11 protein-coding genes are annotated in these 14,445 nt (G+C 72.0%); 5 read left to right on the forward strand and 6 right to left on the reverse strand.

Features of this window, described 5'->3' with window-relative positions; all coding sequences use genetic code 11:
• Positions 1-26 precede the first annotated feature (26 nt).
• Entirely contained in the window at positions 27-1,301 is a 1,275-nt protein-coding gene (locus ACWD02_RS25695; RefSeq protein WP_451214782.1) for an ABC transporter substrate-binding protein, read from the forward strand.
• A gap of 24 nt (positions 1,302-1,325) precedes the next feature.
• Here ACWD02_RS25695 and ACWD02_RS25700 read toward each other — a convergent pair whose 3' ends face one another.
• Entirely contained in the window at positions 1,326-3,695 is a 2,370-nt protein-coding gene (locus tag ACWD02_RS25700; RefSeq protein WP_451214783.1) for a hypothetical protein, read from the reverse strand.
• 266 nt (positions 3,696-3,961) lie between these two features.
• Entirely contained in the window at positions 3,962-5,350 is a 1,389-nt protein-coding gene (locus ACWD02_RS25705; RefSeq protein ID WP_451214784.1) for a transcriptional regulator, read from the reverse strand.
• A gap of 298 nt (positions 5,351-5,648) precedes the next feature.
• On the opposite strand from ACWD02_RS25705, the gene ACWD02_RS25710 reads away from it, so the two are divergent.
• The 4 genes from ACWD02_RS25710 to ACWD02_RS25725 all read left to right on the forward strand — a co-directional run bounded on the left by ACWD02_RS25710 (position 5,649) and on the right by ACWD02_RS25725 (position 10,735).
• Positions 5,649-6,296: a bifunctional DNA primase/polymerase gene (locus ACWD02_RS25710; RefSeq protein ID WP_451214785.1), complete on the forward strand. Its 648-nt coding sequence runs from the start codon at positions 5,649-5,651 to the stop codon at positions 6,294-6,296.
• A 110-nt stretch (positions 6,297-6,406) separates the two neighbouring features.
• Entirely contained in the window at positions 6,407-7,210 is an 804-nt protein-coding gene (locus ACWD02_RS25715; RefSeq protein WP_451214786.1) for an ABC transporter ATP-binding protein, read from the forward strand.
• Positions 7,207-8,814: a transporter gene (locus ACWD02_RS25720; protein ID WP_451214787.1), complete on the forward strand. Its 1,608-nt coding sequence runs from the start codon at positions 7,207-7,209 to the stop codon at positions 8,812-8,814. The genes ACWD02_RS25715 and ACWD02_RS25720 overlap by 4 nt, the downstream gene beginning before the upstream one ends.
• Positions 8,815-9,346: 532 nt before the next feature.
• On the forward strand, positions 9,347-10,735 hold the full coding sequence (locus ACWD02_RS25725) for a PAS domain-containing protein (protein WP_451214788.1): 1,389 nt from the start codon (positions 9,347-9,349) through the stop codon (positions 10,733-10,735).
• 139 nt (positions 10,736-10,874) lie between these two features.
• On the opposite strand, the gene ACWD02_RS25730 is transcribed toward ACWD02_RS25725, so the two are convergent.
• The 4 genes from ACWD02_RS25730 to ACWD02_RS25745 are packed head-to-tail and all read right to left on the reverse strand — an operon-like array spanning position 10,875 to position 14,363.
• On the reverse strand, positions 10,875-12,092 hold the full coding sequence (locus ACWD02_RS25730) for an ABC transporter permease (protein ID WP_451214789.1): 1,218 nt from the start codon (positions 12,090-12,092) through the stop codon (positions 10,875-10,877).
• On the reverse strand, positions 12,089-12,790 hold the full coding sequence (locus ACWD02_RS25735) for an ABC transporter ATP-binding protein (RefSeq protein ID WP_451214790.1): 702 nt from the start codon (positions 12,788-12,790) through the stop codon (positions 12,089-12,091). Before ACWD02_RS25735 ends, ACWD02_RS25730 begins: the two co-directional genes overlap by 4 nt.
• The gene (locus ACWD02_RS25740; protein ID WP_451214791.1) at positions 12,787-13,854 is read right to left on the reverse strand and encodes a peptidoglycan-binding protein; all 1,068 of its coding nucleotides are present in this window, start codon (positions 13,852-13,854) and stop codon (positions 12,787-12,789) included. Before ACWD02_RS25740 ends, ACWD02_RS25735 begins: the two co-directional genes overlap by 4 nt.
• A complete protein-coding gene (locus ACWD02_RS25745; RefSeq protein WP_451214792.1) occupies positions 13,851-14,363 on the reverse strand; it encodes a hypothetical protein in 513 nt (170 codons plus the stop codon). Before ACWD02_RS25745 ends, ACWD02_RS25740 begins: the two co-directional genes overlap by 4 nt.
• Positions 14,364-14,445: the final 82 nt, after the last annotated feature.

A 14,445-nucleotide genomic window follows, 5' to 3' on the forward strand; every position in this document is an offset into this window, starting at 1 on the left:
GCACTGCGGCGGAATCGTGCAGGACCATGCCCGTCTCGCGACGCACCATGCTCCCCCGCCCCTCCAAGACCGCACTGCTCACCGCGGCCGCCCTGGTGGCGGCGGGTGCGTCCCTGACCACCGCGTGCGGGGTCATCCCTGGTTCCACGGGGGGATCCAGGGAAGACCCTGTCACGGTCATGACCTGGGCCCCCGAGAAGACAAAGGCCACGAACAAGCCCGGAATCCCCGCGATGGCACAGGCCTACGCGCGCTGGGTCAACGCGAACGGCGGCCTCGACGGCCGCGAGCTCAAGGTCATCACCTGCAACGACCACAACGACCCGGTGGGTGCCGCCGACTGCGCCCGCAAGGCGGTCGACCACGACGTCGCGGCCGTCGTCGGCTCCTACAGCCAGCACGGCCGCTCCTTCCTCTCTCCCCTCGAAGTCGCCGGCATCCCCTACATCGGCGGATACGGCGTCACCGACGAAGAGTTCAGCAGCCCCCTTTCGTACCCCGTCAACGGCGGCGAACCGGCGCTGATGGCGGGCAACGGCCGGCAGCTCGCCGCCCGCTGCGAGCGCGTCTCCCTCGTACGCCCCGACACGATCGCGGGCGACGACCTCCCCGGGCTCCTGGACGCGGGCCTCGCCGAGGGCCACCGCAAGCCCGCCGCCGACATACGGGCGCCGGAGGACGGCACCGACTTCACCGCGCAGGCCGAGCAGGCGCTGGAGCGCGCGGGCACCGGGGGCTGTGTGACGGCGGCGCTCGGCGAGCGCACGGACACGTTCTACGACTCCTACCGGCGCACCGAGGACGCGTACCCGACCGCGAAGATCTCCTCCGTGCTCGGCAGCGTCGACCAGTCCCTCGTCGACCGCACGGGCGGCGGCAACGGACCGTACGAGGGCGCCTACCTCACCGGCTGGTATCCGGCGGCCAGTGATCCGCGCTGGGACGACATGCGCGAGGTCATCCGCCGGCAGGCGTTCGGCGACAACCGGGTCGACCCGACGGACGCGGGCGTGCAGACGACGTGGATCGCCTACACCGTCCTGAAGCAGGCCGTCGAGTCGCTCAAGGGCGGCGAGGTCTCCTCGCGGACGCTGCGGCGGGCCCTCGACGAGGGGCTCCAGGTACGGACGGGCGGGCTCACGCCCACTCTGAGCTGGCGCTTCAAGGACATGCTCGCGGCCAGCGACTTCCCGCGCCTGGTCAACGCCGACGTCACGTTCCAGATGGTGCGCGACGGCCGCCTGGTGCCGGCGCGCAAGGGCTTCGTGAACGTCTCGAAGACGCTGGAGCAGGTCACGTGACCCGCTCCCGGCCCCTTCACCGTCCTACAGCTGTGACTTGTCGCGTGTGGTGAGGCCGTACTGCTCGGCGATGGTGTTCCACAGCCCGGCCGCTTCCTGCTTGGCCGTGGTCGCCTCGCCGCTGGACTTGTTCCCCGCGACGGCCTGCGGCGTCGTGCGGGCGTGGCCCTTCTTGCAGCCCTTCTTGCCCGCGACCTGGCCCGCCCACGCGGCGTAGTGGTTGTCGGCTGCGGCGGACGCCTTCCACGCCTTGGTGAGGGAGGCCGTCAGCTGGGCGTTGGCCGGGAGCTTGTCCACGGAGAGCTGCGAGAGGCGCGTGACCAGGCCGTTGCGCTGCTTGGCCGCGTTGCGCAGATCGGTGGCCGACTGGGCGAGGTCGGTGCACTTTCCTACGTTGCGTACGGCGCCGATCACCGAGTCACGGCTGTTGTTGCTGTCGGCCAGGAGCTTGTCCAGGGCGACGGCCTGCTCCTTGACGGGGTCGACGGAGGGCGAGGGTTTCTCGTCGGCGGGCGCGGACTCGGAGACGGTCTGCGGACTGTCCTTCTCCTCGTCACCGCCACCGCCGCTGAGGAGGGCGCCCGCTCCGACGCCGACCAGCGCGATGACGACTCCGACGGCCGCGAAGAGCGGCACCTTCGACCCGGTGCGGCCTCCGCCGCGGGCCGCGGGGGCCGCGGCGGCGGCGCGGCGTGCCGCTCGGCCACCGCCGTCGCCGCCCTGGCCGTGGCCCGCGGGCTGCGGCGGCTCGAAGCGGGGCATCTGCTGGGTGGACGCGGGGCCTTCGGATTCCGGTGCTTCGGTACGGAAGAGGCTGTCGAACTCGGCGGGCGGCTGCCGGTCACCCGGGGCGCCGGGCCGTATCCCGAAGGGTGCCTTGCCCGGCTCGGCGGGCACGGGGGCGATGAACTGCGTGGGCTCGTTGTCGGAACCGGCCGCCGGGGGCATCGGCGTGCGCCCCAGGAACTGCGTGCCCTCCCCGGCGGGCGCCTCGGGCGGCAGGGCGCCGGGGGCGACGGGGGGTATGTACTGGGTGGCACCTTCGTCGACGCCGGCGCCTGCGGCGGGCGTGGCGGGTATGTACTGGGTGGCGCCTTCGTCTGCGGCGGGCGTCGCGGGTATGTACTGCGTCGCGTCCGCGTCACCCGCACCGGCGGCCGCCAGCGGCGCGAGACCTCCGGCAACGGGCGGCAACGGCGCACCGGCCCCGGAGCCGCCGGGGGGAAGCTGCCCGGCCTGCCCGGCCTGGGGAAGCGGCTGCCCAGGGTACGAGGCGTCGGCGGGCCGGCCGGGGTACGAGGCTCCGGCCGACTGCCCGGGGTTCGAGGCGTTGCCGGGCTGCCCGGCGTGGGCGCCACCGGCCGCCGGTCTCGCGTGCGCACCACCTGCCGCCTGAGCGGCGTGCTGCCCACCCTGCGGGAGCCCCGCGTGCTGGCCGCCGGTCGGCTGGCCTGCGTGCTGACCACCCTGGGACTGCCCCGCCTGCTGGCTGCCGGTCAACTGACCCGAGTGCTGACCACCCTGCGACTGAGCGGCGTGCTGACCCCCCTGAGGGAGCCCCGCCTGCTGACCCCCCAGCGACTGCCCCGCGTACGGCTCACCCTGCGGCTGACCCGCATGCTGGCCACCCTGAGCGTGCGCTGCGGGCTGCCCCGCGTGCTGACCACCCTGAGCGTGCGCTGCGGGCTGCCCCGCGTGCTGACCGCCGGTCGGCTGGCCTGCGTGCTGACCACCCTGGGACTGGCCCCCGTACAGCTCGCCCTGCGGCTGACCCGCGTGCTGGCCGCCCTGCGACTGCCCCGCGGGCTGCCCACCCGGAACGTGCCCCGTGGGCTGCCCCGCCTGCTGGCCGCCGGTGTACTGCCCGCCCTGCGGCTGCCCCCCGTATGGTGCGTCCGCGTTCTGTGGTGGGCCGTAGGAACCGCCCTGCTGCTGGGCCCCGTACGCGCCGCCCGGGGTCTGGCCGCCGTACGCACCTGCCTGCTGCTGACCGTTGTACGCGCCGGCCTGCTGCTGGTCGTTGTAGGCGCCGGCCTGCTGCTGTCCGTTGTACGTGCCCTGGCCCCCGTACGAGTCGCCCGCAGGCCGGCCCCCGTACGAAGCGTCCTGCGCGTAGTCCTGGTGTGGTGCGCCCTCGGCGGGCAGGGGGGTGGCTGTGCCGTACTGCTGTTGGTGGGCGTCCCAGGGGCGGCCCGCGCCGGGCTGCGGGTCCGCCGGGGCCGGGCCCCACGGCTGGCCCCAGGGGCTGCCGCCCGCGGGGGCGACGTGGTCGCCGGTGGTGCCGGGCATCAGGGGTTCGCTTCCGTCGGCAGGCAGCACGATGCCTTCGTGCGCGTGCCGGTCCGCGGAATGCGGATCGGAGGAAGCGGCACCCTGCCCGCCTTGCTGCGTCACCGGGACTCCTACGAATGGGGGACCTACGGAACCGTCGGCTCACGCTACCGGGTCGCCACAGCCGTCTGCCACGCAGCTCAAACCTCCGCGACCGCATCAATCGCGGAAGTAACAAAAGCTCTCCGCGAAACGCTGATTACGTCACCAGGGAGTTTCGAACGCGCACGGGAGTTGCCGTTCACGGTGCGGAAAGGGCCGGGACGGGCCACGTTCACCGGAGCGCGACACACGTCACAAACCCTTCACGCACCCGATCCCGCACTCCTTCACGCCGCCTGGATGTCCATCCGCGCCCCGAACTCCCTTACCACCGGCTCCTCGCGGTAGGGATCGAGCCGCTGCTGGAAGTCCTCCAGATACTCGGCGCCGCGATTCGACCGCAGCGTGCCGAGCAGTTCGACCGCCTTCAGACCCGTGTGGCACGCCTGCTCGATGTCACGCCGCTGCACCTGCGCCGTGGCGAGCAGGACCAGGCCGATCGCCCGCCGCCGCGCCCGTGTCTCCGGATGCCCCGCGAGGGACTCCTCGGCGCTGCGGGCGGCCGCGTCCGCCTGCCCCAAGTCACGGTGGCAGTGCGCGAGTTCATCGGCCAGATAGGCGTGGTCGAAGTGCTTGATCCAGACGGGGTCGTCGCCGGATTCCGCTTCGCCGGACGCCCGGTCCATCGCCTCGACCGCACGGCCCGCGACCACCTGGGTCGAGCGCCCGTCCCCGAGCAGCGCGTGCCCCCTGGCCTCGGCGGCGTAGAACATGGCCTCCGCGCGCGGGGTGACCCGCCCGCGCGTCCCCTCCTGGGCCGCCCGCGCCAACTGCGCGATCTCCCGCGGGTTCCCGAGCTGGGCCGCGAGATGGCTCATGGACGCCGCCAGTACATAGCCGCCGTATCCGCGGTCGCCCGCCGCCTGGGCGAGGCGCAGCGCCTGGATGTAATAGCGCTGGGCCAGGCCGGGTTGGCCCGTGTCCACCGCCATGTACCCGGCGAGTTCCGTCAACCGCGCGACGGCGGCAAACAGTTCGCGCCCCACCGCCTCGCGGTACGAACCGGCGAGCAGTCCCGACACCACGCTGTTCAGGTAGTGCACGACGACCGGCCGCACATGCCCGCTGCCGTATTGGTGATCCAGCTGCGTCAGCGCCTCCGTCATGGCCCGCACCGCCGCCACGTCGGAGAGCCCGACCCGCGGCCCGGCCATCCGGCCGACCTGCGCGTCCGGCGACGAGATCAGCCAGTCGCGGCTCGGCTCGACGAGCGCGGAAGCGGCGACGGACGAGCCGGACAGGAAGTCCCGCCGCCCCACGTCGCTGCGCCACAGCTCGCAGACCTGCTCGATGGCGCCGAGCACGGTGGGCGAGAACTGCAGGCCGACGCCGGAGGCGAGGTTCTTGCCGTTGGCCATGCCGATCTCGTCGATCGTGACCGTCCGGCCCAGCTTGCGGCCGAGGGCCTCCGCGATGATGCCGGGCGCCCTGCCGCGCGGCTGCTGACCGCGCAGCCACCGGGCGACCGACGTCTTGTCGTAGCGCAGATCGAGACCGTGCTCCGCGCCGCACATGTTGACCCGGCGGGCCAGGCCCGCGTTCGAGCAGCCCGCTTCCTGAATGAGTGCCTGCAGCCTTTCGTTGGGCTGCCGCGCGACGAGCGGCCTTGCGGCCATGGCGTACCCCCTGATGTGCACCGTGGTTCATCTGGACGGAGGGGCCGGAATCGGCCACCCCAGATGATCAATGCCCTTGGGACAAACGGAAGATGCACCACAAACGGACGATAAGTCGGCAACTGGGCATCTTCGGAGTGCCACAGCCTTGGCTACCCGCACATGGAACCCATTCCCCATGCGCGCCCCCGCCCGTGCACCCATGCGCCCCACATGCAGGATCGATGCTCCGCCCCCGCGCACGCGACGGCCGTAACCGTAGGTGTCGGGCGGAGTTGAGAAGTCCGTGGAAGAGACCATGGGAGTCACGTCAGCCGCGCACATCCCGAAGCAGCGCGGAGAATCCTTGCTGGACACGGCCGTGCGATACGCGGAAGAGCGCCACTGGGACGTGTTCCCCGGGACGTGGCTCGAGTCCGTCGAGGGGGCCGAGATCTGCTCGTGCGGTGACACCGCGTGCACGACGCCCGGTTCGCACCCGGCGCGCGAGGACTGGGCGACACAGGCGACGGGCAGCGCGACCGTCGCCAGGCGGCTCTGGAACAAGCAGCCGAAGGCGTCGATCCTGCTGCCGACGGGTCGTACGTTCGACGCCATCGACGTGCCGGAGACGGCCGGGTTCCTCGCACTCGCCCGCATGGAGCGCATGGAACTGACGCTCGGCCCGGTGACCTGTACGCCGGACCGCCGCATGCAGTTCTTCGTCCTCCCCGGCGCCACCGCCAAGGTCCCTGACCTGGTGCGCAAGCTGGGCTGGCCGCCCGCCGCGATCGACCTGGTCTCGCTCGGCGAGGGTGCCTATGTCGCCGCGCCGCCGACCCGGTTCGGCGCGACCGGCGCCGTGCAGTGGGCCTGTCGCCCCACCGCCGCGAACCGCTGGCTCCCCGACGCGGAGGAGATCATCTCGCCGCTCGCCTACGCGTGCGGGCGCGAGGCACGGCGGTAGGGCATCGCCGGGGCGCACGGACGCCGGACGGGCTGGTTTTCCAGCTCCCGTCCGGCGTTTGTGCTTCCCCCCGACGTATCGTGCGGAAACGGCGACGAAAGGCGGACACGGTGACCGAGGTGACCGAGGTGACCAGGGCAGTACCGCCCGCGGCGGTGAGAGTGCAGGGGCTGTGGAAGGCCTTCGGCCAGCAGATCGCCGTCGCCGGGATCGACCTCTCCCTCCCCGCCGGCAAGTTCATCGGCCTCGTCGGCCCGAACGGCGCCGGCAAGACCACCACCCTCTCGATGGTGACCGGGCTCCTGCGCCCCGACCGGGGCACGGTCGAGGTCGTCGGCCACGACGTGTGGGCCGACCCCGTCCAGGTCAAGGCCCGCATCGGCGTCCTCCCCGAAGGGCTGCGCCTCTTCGAGCGGCTCTCCGGGCGCGAACTCCTCGCGTACACCGGGCGCCTGCGCGGGCTCCCCGGCGACGAGGTCGACAAGCGAGTTACTCAACTCCTCGACGTACTCGACCTCGCAGGCGCCCAGCACAAACTCGTCGTCGACTACTCGACCGGCATGCGCAAGAAGATCGGCCTCGCCGCGGCCCTGCTCCACAACCCCGAAGTCCTCTTCCTCGACGAGCCCTTCGAAGGCGTCGACCCGGTCTCCGCACAGACCATCCGCGGCGTCCTCGAGCGCTACACCGCCTCCGGCGCGACGGTCGTCTTCTCCTCCCACGTCATGGAACTCGTCGAATCACTCTGCGACTGGGTCGCCGTGATGGCCGCGGGCCGCATCCGCGCGCAGGGCACCCTCGCCGAGGTGCGCGGCGACTCCCCCTCGCTCCAGCAGGCGTTCCTCGAACTGGTCGGCGCGGGCGGCCGCGACACCGGATCGCACCTCGACTGGCTCGGCGGCGGCACCCGATGAGCACGCCACCCGTGGCCGCGGCCGCCCCCTCCATCACCCCGGTCTTCGTACGCCTGAAGCTGTCCCTCCTGCGCAACGGCCTGCACCAGTCGACCGGCCGCCGCGCCGCCTACATCGCGTCCGTCGCCGCCGCGCTCCTCGTCGCAGCCCTCCAGCTCATCGGCCTGATCGCACTGCGCGGCAACGAACACGCCGCCACCGTCTCGGTCCTGCTCACCGCGGTGCTCGCGCTCGGCTGGGCGGTGATGCCGCTGTTCTTCCCCAGCGGCGACGAGACCCTCGACCCCACCCGCCTGGTGATGCTGCCGCTGCGCCCCCGCCCGCTGGTGCGCGCGCTCCTCGTCGCGTCGCTGGTCGGCATCGGCCCGCTCTTCACCCTCTGTCTCGCGCTCGGCTCGGTCATCGCGCTCGCCCACGGTGCGACAGCGGCAGTCACCGGCGTCCTGGCCATCGCGCTCACCCTGCTCATCTGCGTGGCCCTCGCGCGCACCGTCGCCGCCGCCAACATCCGCCTGCTGACCAGCCGAAAGGGACGCGACCTGGCCGTCCTGAGCGGCCTGCTCATCGCCGTCGGCGCGCAGGTCGTCAACTTCGGTGCGCAGCGCCTCGGTTCGTCGGGGCTCTCGCAGCTCGACCCGGCGGCGGACGTCGTGCGCTGGATCCCGCCCGCCTCGGCGATCGGCGCCGTCGACTCGGTGAGCGAGGGCTCGTACGCCACCGGGGCCGTCCAACTCGCCCTGAGCGCCGCGGTCCTCGCCGGCCTGCTCGCTCTCTGGCAACGCAGCCTGACCCACCTGATGACGACCCCGGACGGCTCCACGCTCGCGGCGGCGGAACCCACCAAGGCGCGCGCGGCACACGGCCTGGGACGGCTGCTCCCCGGCGGCCGCACCGGCACGGTCATGGAACGCAGCCTGCGCTACGTGTGGCGCGACCCCAAGACGAAGGCGGCCTGGGTGACGTCCCTGGCCATCGGCCTCATCGTGCCGCTCTTCAACGCCCTCCAGGGCACCGGCTCCATCTACTTCGCGTGCTTCGCGGCCGGGATGCTCGGCGTCCTGATGTACAACCAGTTCGGCCAGGACACCTCGGCGTTCTGGATGGTCGCGATGACGATCTCCTCGACGCACGACGCGTACATCGAGATCCGCGCCCGCGCCCTGGCCCTGCTCGCCATCACCCTCCCGTACGCGACGCTGGTGACGGTCATCACGGCTGCCGTGCTCGGCGACTGGACCGGCCTGGCGGAGGGGCTCGGCCTCTCGTTCGCCCTGCTCGGCGCGATGCTGGCGACCGGCGCCTGGTCATCGGCGCGCTTCCCCTACTCGATCCCGCAGGAGGGCTACAAGAACGTGGCCCCCGGGCAGGCGGGCCTGGCCTGGATCTCGATCTTCGGCGGCATGGTCGCCGCGGCCCTGCTCTGCGCCCCGGTGCTCGCCTTCACGATCTGGCTGCACGTCGCGGGCGAGAGCTCCTGGTCCTGGGTGCTGCTGCCGCTGGGCGCAGCCTACGGAGCACTGATCACCTACATCGGCCTGCGGCTCGCGGCACCGAGGGTGGCGAGGCGGCTGCCGGAGATCCTCACGGCGGTCAGCAAGGGCTGAGAGGCGCCCTAAGACGCAGACGACCCGCGAGCCGTGGTCCCCGCCGTACGAGACGGCGGGAAGCCGGCCGGACTCACCGGCGGCTCGCGGGTCGGGTGACTGCTTGGGATTGGGCCGGTCGCACGCACATCACACGTGCTGGTCCGGCGCCGAAATCGAGTTGCGACGACGGGCCACTAGCCCGCAGTCACCTCACGCGTCCGGTTTCCATACATCTGCCGAACCACCTCCTCTCCGTGATGACTCACACCCTAGGAACCGTGGCGGCCGGGCTCAACCGGTTTTTTGAGAGGGCGTGAAACGGATGACCAGGGCTGATCACTCGGCGCCAGCCGTTCGTGCGAATCTATGGACGTGCGTCTGATTCTGGGCACCGCGCCTGCTCCCCATATTTGGCGGGCAGCGATTTTGTCGAACTTCCGGGAAGTGCCTGTGGGCTGCGTCACGTTCGAGTTCAATGATCTGACGTGCGGTATACGCGGAACTCGCAGAACATGCAGCTCATGAGGACACGGCCTGCAGGGGGTGCCAGGTGAGTGCTTCCCGGCGTAGCGGGACCACCGACGAGCTGGGGCCCGAGGAGCCCGAGCCCGGTGGGGCCGAATTGCTCGCGGCATTGCTGGACGGGATGGACGCCGCTCTGTGCGCGTTCGATGCCGATGGGGTGGTGACGCACTGGAATCGTGAGGCCGAGCGGATTCTCGGGTGGTCGGCGGCGGAGGCCGTCGGGCAGCGGGGGTTCGCGGGGTGGGCGGTGCGGACCGCCGACGCCGAAGAGGTCGAGGCTCGGCTGATGTCGGCCATGGAGGCGCATGGGCGGCAGGTGCACGAGTTCGCGCTGCTCACGAAGGACGGCGGTCGGGTGCTCGTGCGGACGCAGTCCGCCGCGGTGCGGGGCGGCGACGGGAAGCCCGCCGGGGTGTACTGCGCGTTCAGCGAGGTTCACGCGCAGATCGACCTGGAGCGTTCCATCGCGCTGAGTGAGGCGTTGTTCGAGAACGCCTCGTGGGGTGTGGTGCTCGTGGACGCGGATCTGCGTCCCGCCGTGGCGAACGAACATGCCGCGCGGTCCTTGGGGATGGGGCGTACGGCGTTGCTGGGGCGGCCGCTCGGGGAGTTGCTCGGGCAGGGTGTGGAGGAGCTGGAGAGCGCGCTGAGTCATGTGCTCGCCGAGGGGGCGCCGCCCGCGCCCGCCGAGATGTGGGTGTCGGTGCGGGCCGCGGAGAGCGGTGAGCCGGAGCGGCGTTGCTGGCGCAGCGGCTTCCTGCGTCTTGCGTCGCCGCTGGCGGAGGAGCCGGTGCCGTTGGGGGTCGCCTGGCTCTTCCAGGATGTGACGGAGGCCAAGCAGACGGAGCAGGAGGCGGCTCAACTCCGCTTTCGTTCGCAGCAGTTGCACCGGGCGGCGCGGGCCGCGGGTGAGTGCGAGGACCCGATGGAGGCGGCGACGGTCCAGCTGGACTTCGCCCTCGCGGGGTTCGCCGATCACGCGTTGATCGATCTGGTGGCGGGAGATGTGGGAGGTCCGGGAGATGAGGAGCCGGTACGGCTGATTCGTGTCGCCGCCACGCCTGCCGGTGCGCCGGGGCCGTGCCTGCCGGTGGCCAAGGCGGGTCTTCCGGTGCGTTATCTGGAGGGCCACCCGGCCCCGCAGTGCGTGGACCGGGTGGGTTCCGTACGGGCCAGCGCGGGCACCGCGCCGCCGGAGCGTGCCCGGGAGTGGGCGGCGGTCAGGCAGTGGCCGGAGGACACGGTGCACGCGCTGTGCGCGGTGCTGCGGAGTCGGGGGCGGACGCTGGGCGTCGTGACGTTCCTGCGGGGCGCGAGCCGCACCCAGTTCGAGCGTGCGGACGCGACGTATGCGGAGAGCGTCTCGGCGAGGGTTGCGGCCTCGCTTGACCTGGCCCAGGCCCTGCGGGGCTGACGGGTTCCCCGCCGGGGGGTTGGGGGGGGTGGGTGCGCAGGGTCGTCGCCTGCCGATCGGAGGGTGGGTGTTCCGAGGGGCCGCTTCGCGGCGGATCTTTCCCCGCCCACCCACCCGAGCACCCGTCGGTGCCAGCCGGCTAGGCCGCGTGCAGGGCCAGTGTTGGGGAGAGGCGTGCCGCGCGTACCGCTGGGTACAGGCCCGCCACCGTGCCGATGGCCAGCGTTGCTCCGAAGCCGCCCGTCACCGCCCACAGGGGGACCACCCAGGGGAGTCCGCCCGACACCGCGTACGCGGCCGTCGCCGCCGCGCCCAGGGCGATTCCCGCGAGGCCGCCGAGGCCGGACAGCATCAGGGACTCCGTCACGAACTGGATCCGGATCTGCCCCTTCGTCGCGCCCATGGAGCGGCGCAGCCCGATCTCGTACCGTCTCTCCAGGACCGAGATGATCATGGTGTTGGCCACCCCCACACCTCCCACCAGCAACGCGATTCCGCCGAGGCCGAGCAGCAGTGTGGAGAACGCTCCCTCCGTCGCCGCCTTCGCCTTGAGAGCCGAAGAGGGGTCCGTCACCTGGACGTTGCGCGGGTTCTCCGGGTCGATCGAGGCGGCGAGCAGGCTCCGGACCTGGTGCACCGAGGCGTCGGTCGACCTTTCGTACACCGAGGTGGGGCGGCCGTCGAAGCCGAGTTCGCTCTTGGCGGCCGCCCAGCCCACGAGGGCCGAGCGTTCGACGTCGGGTGAGAGCGGCAGGGGGTCGAGGATGCCGACGACCGTGAAGTAGCGGTCCCCCAGCCAGACTTGCTGGCCGGGCCGGGTGATGCCGAGGCGGTCGGCGGCGACGTGGCCGAGGACCATCGAGGGGTAGCGGCTGTTGGCCGCGTTGAACCACGTGCCGTGCCCCATCTCGCCCCGCAGCACCTTCAGCAGTCCCTCGGTGGCCGCCTTGACGGAGATGCCGCCGGTCTCGTCCTCGGGGATCTTCTCGCTGCGCCGCACGCTGTGGTCGAGGCCGCCGGTCGCGCCGACGTCCTGGACGCCCTCGATGCGGGAGACCCGTCCGGCCGCGTCGCGCGGGAGCACCACCTTCTCGCCGGAGAACATGGGCTCCCCGGGGGTGGCCACCAGCATGTTCGTGCCCAAGGCGTCGAGTTCGCGCATGAGTTGGGCCTTGCTGGAGGAGGAGATCCCGACCACCGCGATCATCGTGGCGATCCCGATGGCGATGCCCAGCGCGGACAGCACGACCCGCACGGGGCGGCTGCGCAGGCCCGCCGAGCCGACGTGCAGGACGTCGCGCGGCCCGAGCCGCGCCGCCTTCAGGCGGGCGTTCCTCACTCGCTTCGTACGGGTCATCCCGCGTGCACCCCCTCGCGGGCCGTGGCGCGGACATCCGCCACCACCTGCCCGTCCCGGATCCGCACCTGCCGCGGCAGCCGCTCGGCGATCTCCGTGTCGTGCGTGATGACGGCGATGGTGGCGCCTTCCGCGTTGAGATCGTGGAGGAGTTCCATCACCGCATCGCCGGACGCGGAGTCGAGGGCGCCCGTCGGTTCGTCGGCGAGGAGCAGGTCTGGTGAGCCGACCACGGCACGGGCGATGGCGACGCGCTGCTTCTGGCCGCCGGAGAGTTCGTGCGGGCGGTGTTTCATGCGGTCGGCGAGGCCGACCCGGTCAAGGGCCTCGGCGGCTCGCGCGCGGCGCTCCCCGCGCGGGAGGCCGGAGTACAGGAGCCCTTCCGCGACGTTGTCGCGCGCGCTGATCCCCGGTACGAGGTGGAACGCCTGGAAGACGAAGCCGATGTGCCGTGCGCGCAGGGCGGACAGGCTGCGGTCGGCGAGCGTGGCGACGTCGTGTCCGGCGATGGCCACGGAGCCCTCCGAGGGGCGGTCCAGGGTGCCGATGATGTGCAGCAGGGTCGACTTGCCGGAGCCGGAGGGGCCGACGATGGCGAGGAGTTCACCCTCCTCCACCCTGAGGTCCACGCCGCGCAGGGCCGCGACCCCGCCCGGGTACTCCTTGGTGACCCCGCCCAACTCCACCACGGCGCTCATATCTTGGGCACCCCGACCTTCATGCCGTCCCGCAGTCCCCCGCCGGTGACTTCCACCCGCCCCTGGCCGAACATGCCGAGTTCGACCTTCACCTGGCGGGCGCGGCCGTGTTCGACGACCTGGACGCCGTAGCCGCCGCCGGGCAGCGCGAGGAGGGCGTTGACGGGGACGGAGAGGATGTTCTCGCGGGTCTCGCCGGTGAGGTTGACCGTGACCGGGGACTGGTCGAAGCCGTCGACCTTGCCGGGGTCGTCGAAGGAGACCGTGACCGGGATCTTGGGGGTCTTGTCGGCCGGGTCGTCGCCCGGTTCGGCGGTCTTGCCGACGGAGGCGACCTTGCCCTTGGCGGCTCTGCCGTCCGGCAGGTCCACGGTGACCTTGGTGCCCGGCTTGGCGAGCTTTCCCTCGGCGACGTCGAGCTGGAAACGTACGACCCGCTCGGCTCCCGTCGTGCTGAGCACCGGTTTGCCCGGCGCGACCTGGTCGCCGACGGCCGACTCGGTGGACTTCACGCGGACCCCGCCGGGCGAGAAGGCGATCTGGTCGGGGCCGACGCGGCCCGTCTGCTTCTGGTCGTGCGCCTTCTGCCACTGCTTGACGGCGGCGGCCGTACCCGCCGTGTACGTGTCGTCCACGGCCAGCCCGACCGCGTACCCGAGGGCCTGGAGGTTCTCTTCGAGCTGGCGTACGTCGTTGCCCTCGGCGCCGGTCCTCAGCGTGCGGTACATGGGCTCGGTGCCGTACATGAGGCGCACCGGGACGCCGTTGACCTCGTACAGGCGTCCGTCGCGCTTGATCGTCGAGCCGCTGCCCGTGGACCAGGTGAGGGTGCCGGTGGTGCCGGCGTTGACCTTGCGTTCCTTGGCGTAGCCGAGGGTGCCGTCGGCCTGGGTGCCGCTGCTGAGGTCGCCGCGTTCGACGGGGGCGGTGGCGGGCGGGAGCCCGGCGTCCCGGCTCACGGGCCCGCCCTTGCCGTTGTCGGCGAGGGCGGTGACGGCGACGCCGCCGCCGGTGATCGCGAGCAGGGCCACCACGGTGGCGACCACGGCGGTGCGGCGCCTCACGCGACGATGTCCTTGCACGCCTTGGCGGCCTTCTCCATCTTCTTCGCCTCGGCGCCCTCGGGCATCTTCCGGGCTTCCATGGCGCCGCCGTCGAACTTCGGGTCGGGCATGTCGAAGCCGTTCTTGCGCATGCACTGGGCGTACTTGAGCATCTTGTCCTTGTCGGCCTGCGAGGGGGCGCGGCCCGACATGCCGCCGCTCTTGCCCGTGCAGGCCTTCATGGCGGCCTCCATCTTCTCCTTGGTCATGTCGCCGCCGATGGTGATCCCGCGGGTGTCCTCGCCGGACTTGGGTTCGCTCACCTTGAGGCCGTGCTTGCGCAGGCACTCGCGTTCCTTGAAGGCGGCGTCGGCCTGCTTGCCCTTGCCGCCGTCGGCCTTGTCCTGGCCGCCGCTCTCGCCGCCGGGGGAGCAGGCTCCGGCGAACAGGGCGAGGGCGGCGACCCCCGATGCGATGGCCGATCCGCGCGTACGGGTCCTACGAGTCCTGAGAGTCCTACGAGTCCTCATGGCTTCCCCTTCACTTCTGGCTGTCGCGCCAGGCTGGCGGGAAGGGAGGTTTCGTTTCTCTCAACGGAGACGCTTACACCGA

It is taken from the genome of Streptomyces sp. NPDC002853 (genome assembly GCF_053591915.1).

Bases quoted from the DNA above. Each gene is read 5' to 3' on its own strand.
- ACWD02_RS25730 (WP_451214789.1), bottom strand. From the start codon at position 12,092: ATGACCCGTACGAAGCGAGTGAGGAACGCCCGCCTGAAGGCGGCGCGG.
- ACWD02_RS25720 (WP_451214787.1), top strand. From the start codon at position 7,207: ATGAGCACGCCACCCGTGGCCGCGGCCGCCCCCTCCATCACCCCGGTC.
- ACWD02_RS25735 (WP_451214790.1), bottom strand. From the start codon at position 12,790: ATGAGCGCCGTGGTGGAGTTGGGCGGGGTCACCAAGGAGTACCCGGGC.
- ACWD02_RS25695 (WP_451214782.1), top strand. From the start codon at position 27: ATGCCCGTCTCGCGACGCACCATGCTCCCCCGCCCCTCCAAGACCGCA.
- ACWD02_RS25705 (WP_451214784.1), bottom strand. From the start codon at position 5,350: ATGGCCGCAAGGCCGCTCGTCGCGCGGCAGCCCAACGAAAGGCTGCAG.
- ACWD02_RS25710 (WP_451214785.1), top strand. From the start codon at position 5,649: ATGGGAGTCACGTCAGCCGCGCACATCCCGAAGCAGCGCGGAGAATCC.
- ACWD02_RS25745 (WP_451214792.1), bottom strand. From the start codon at position 14,363: ATGAGGACTCGTAGGACTCTCAGGACTCGTAGGACCCGTACGCGCGGA.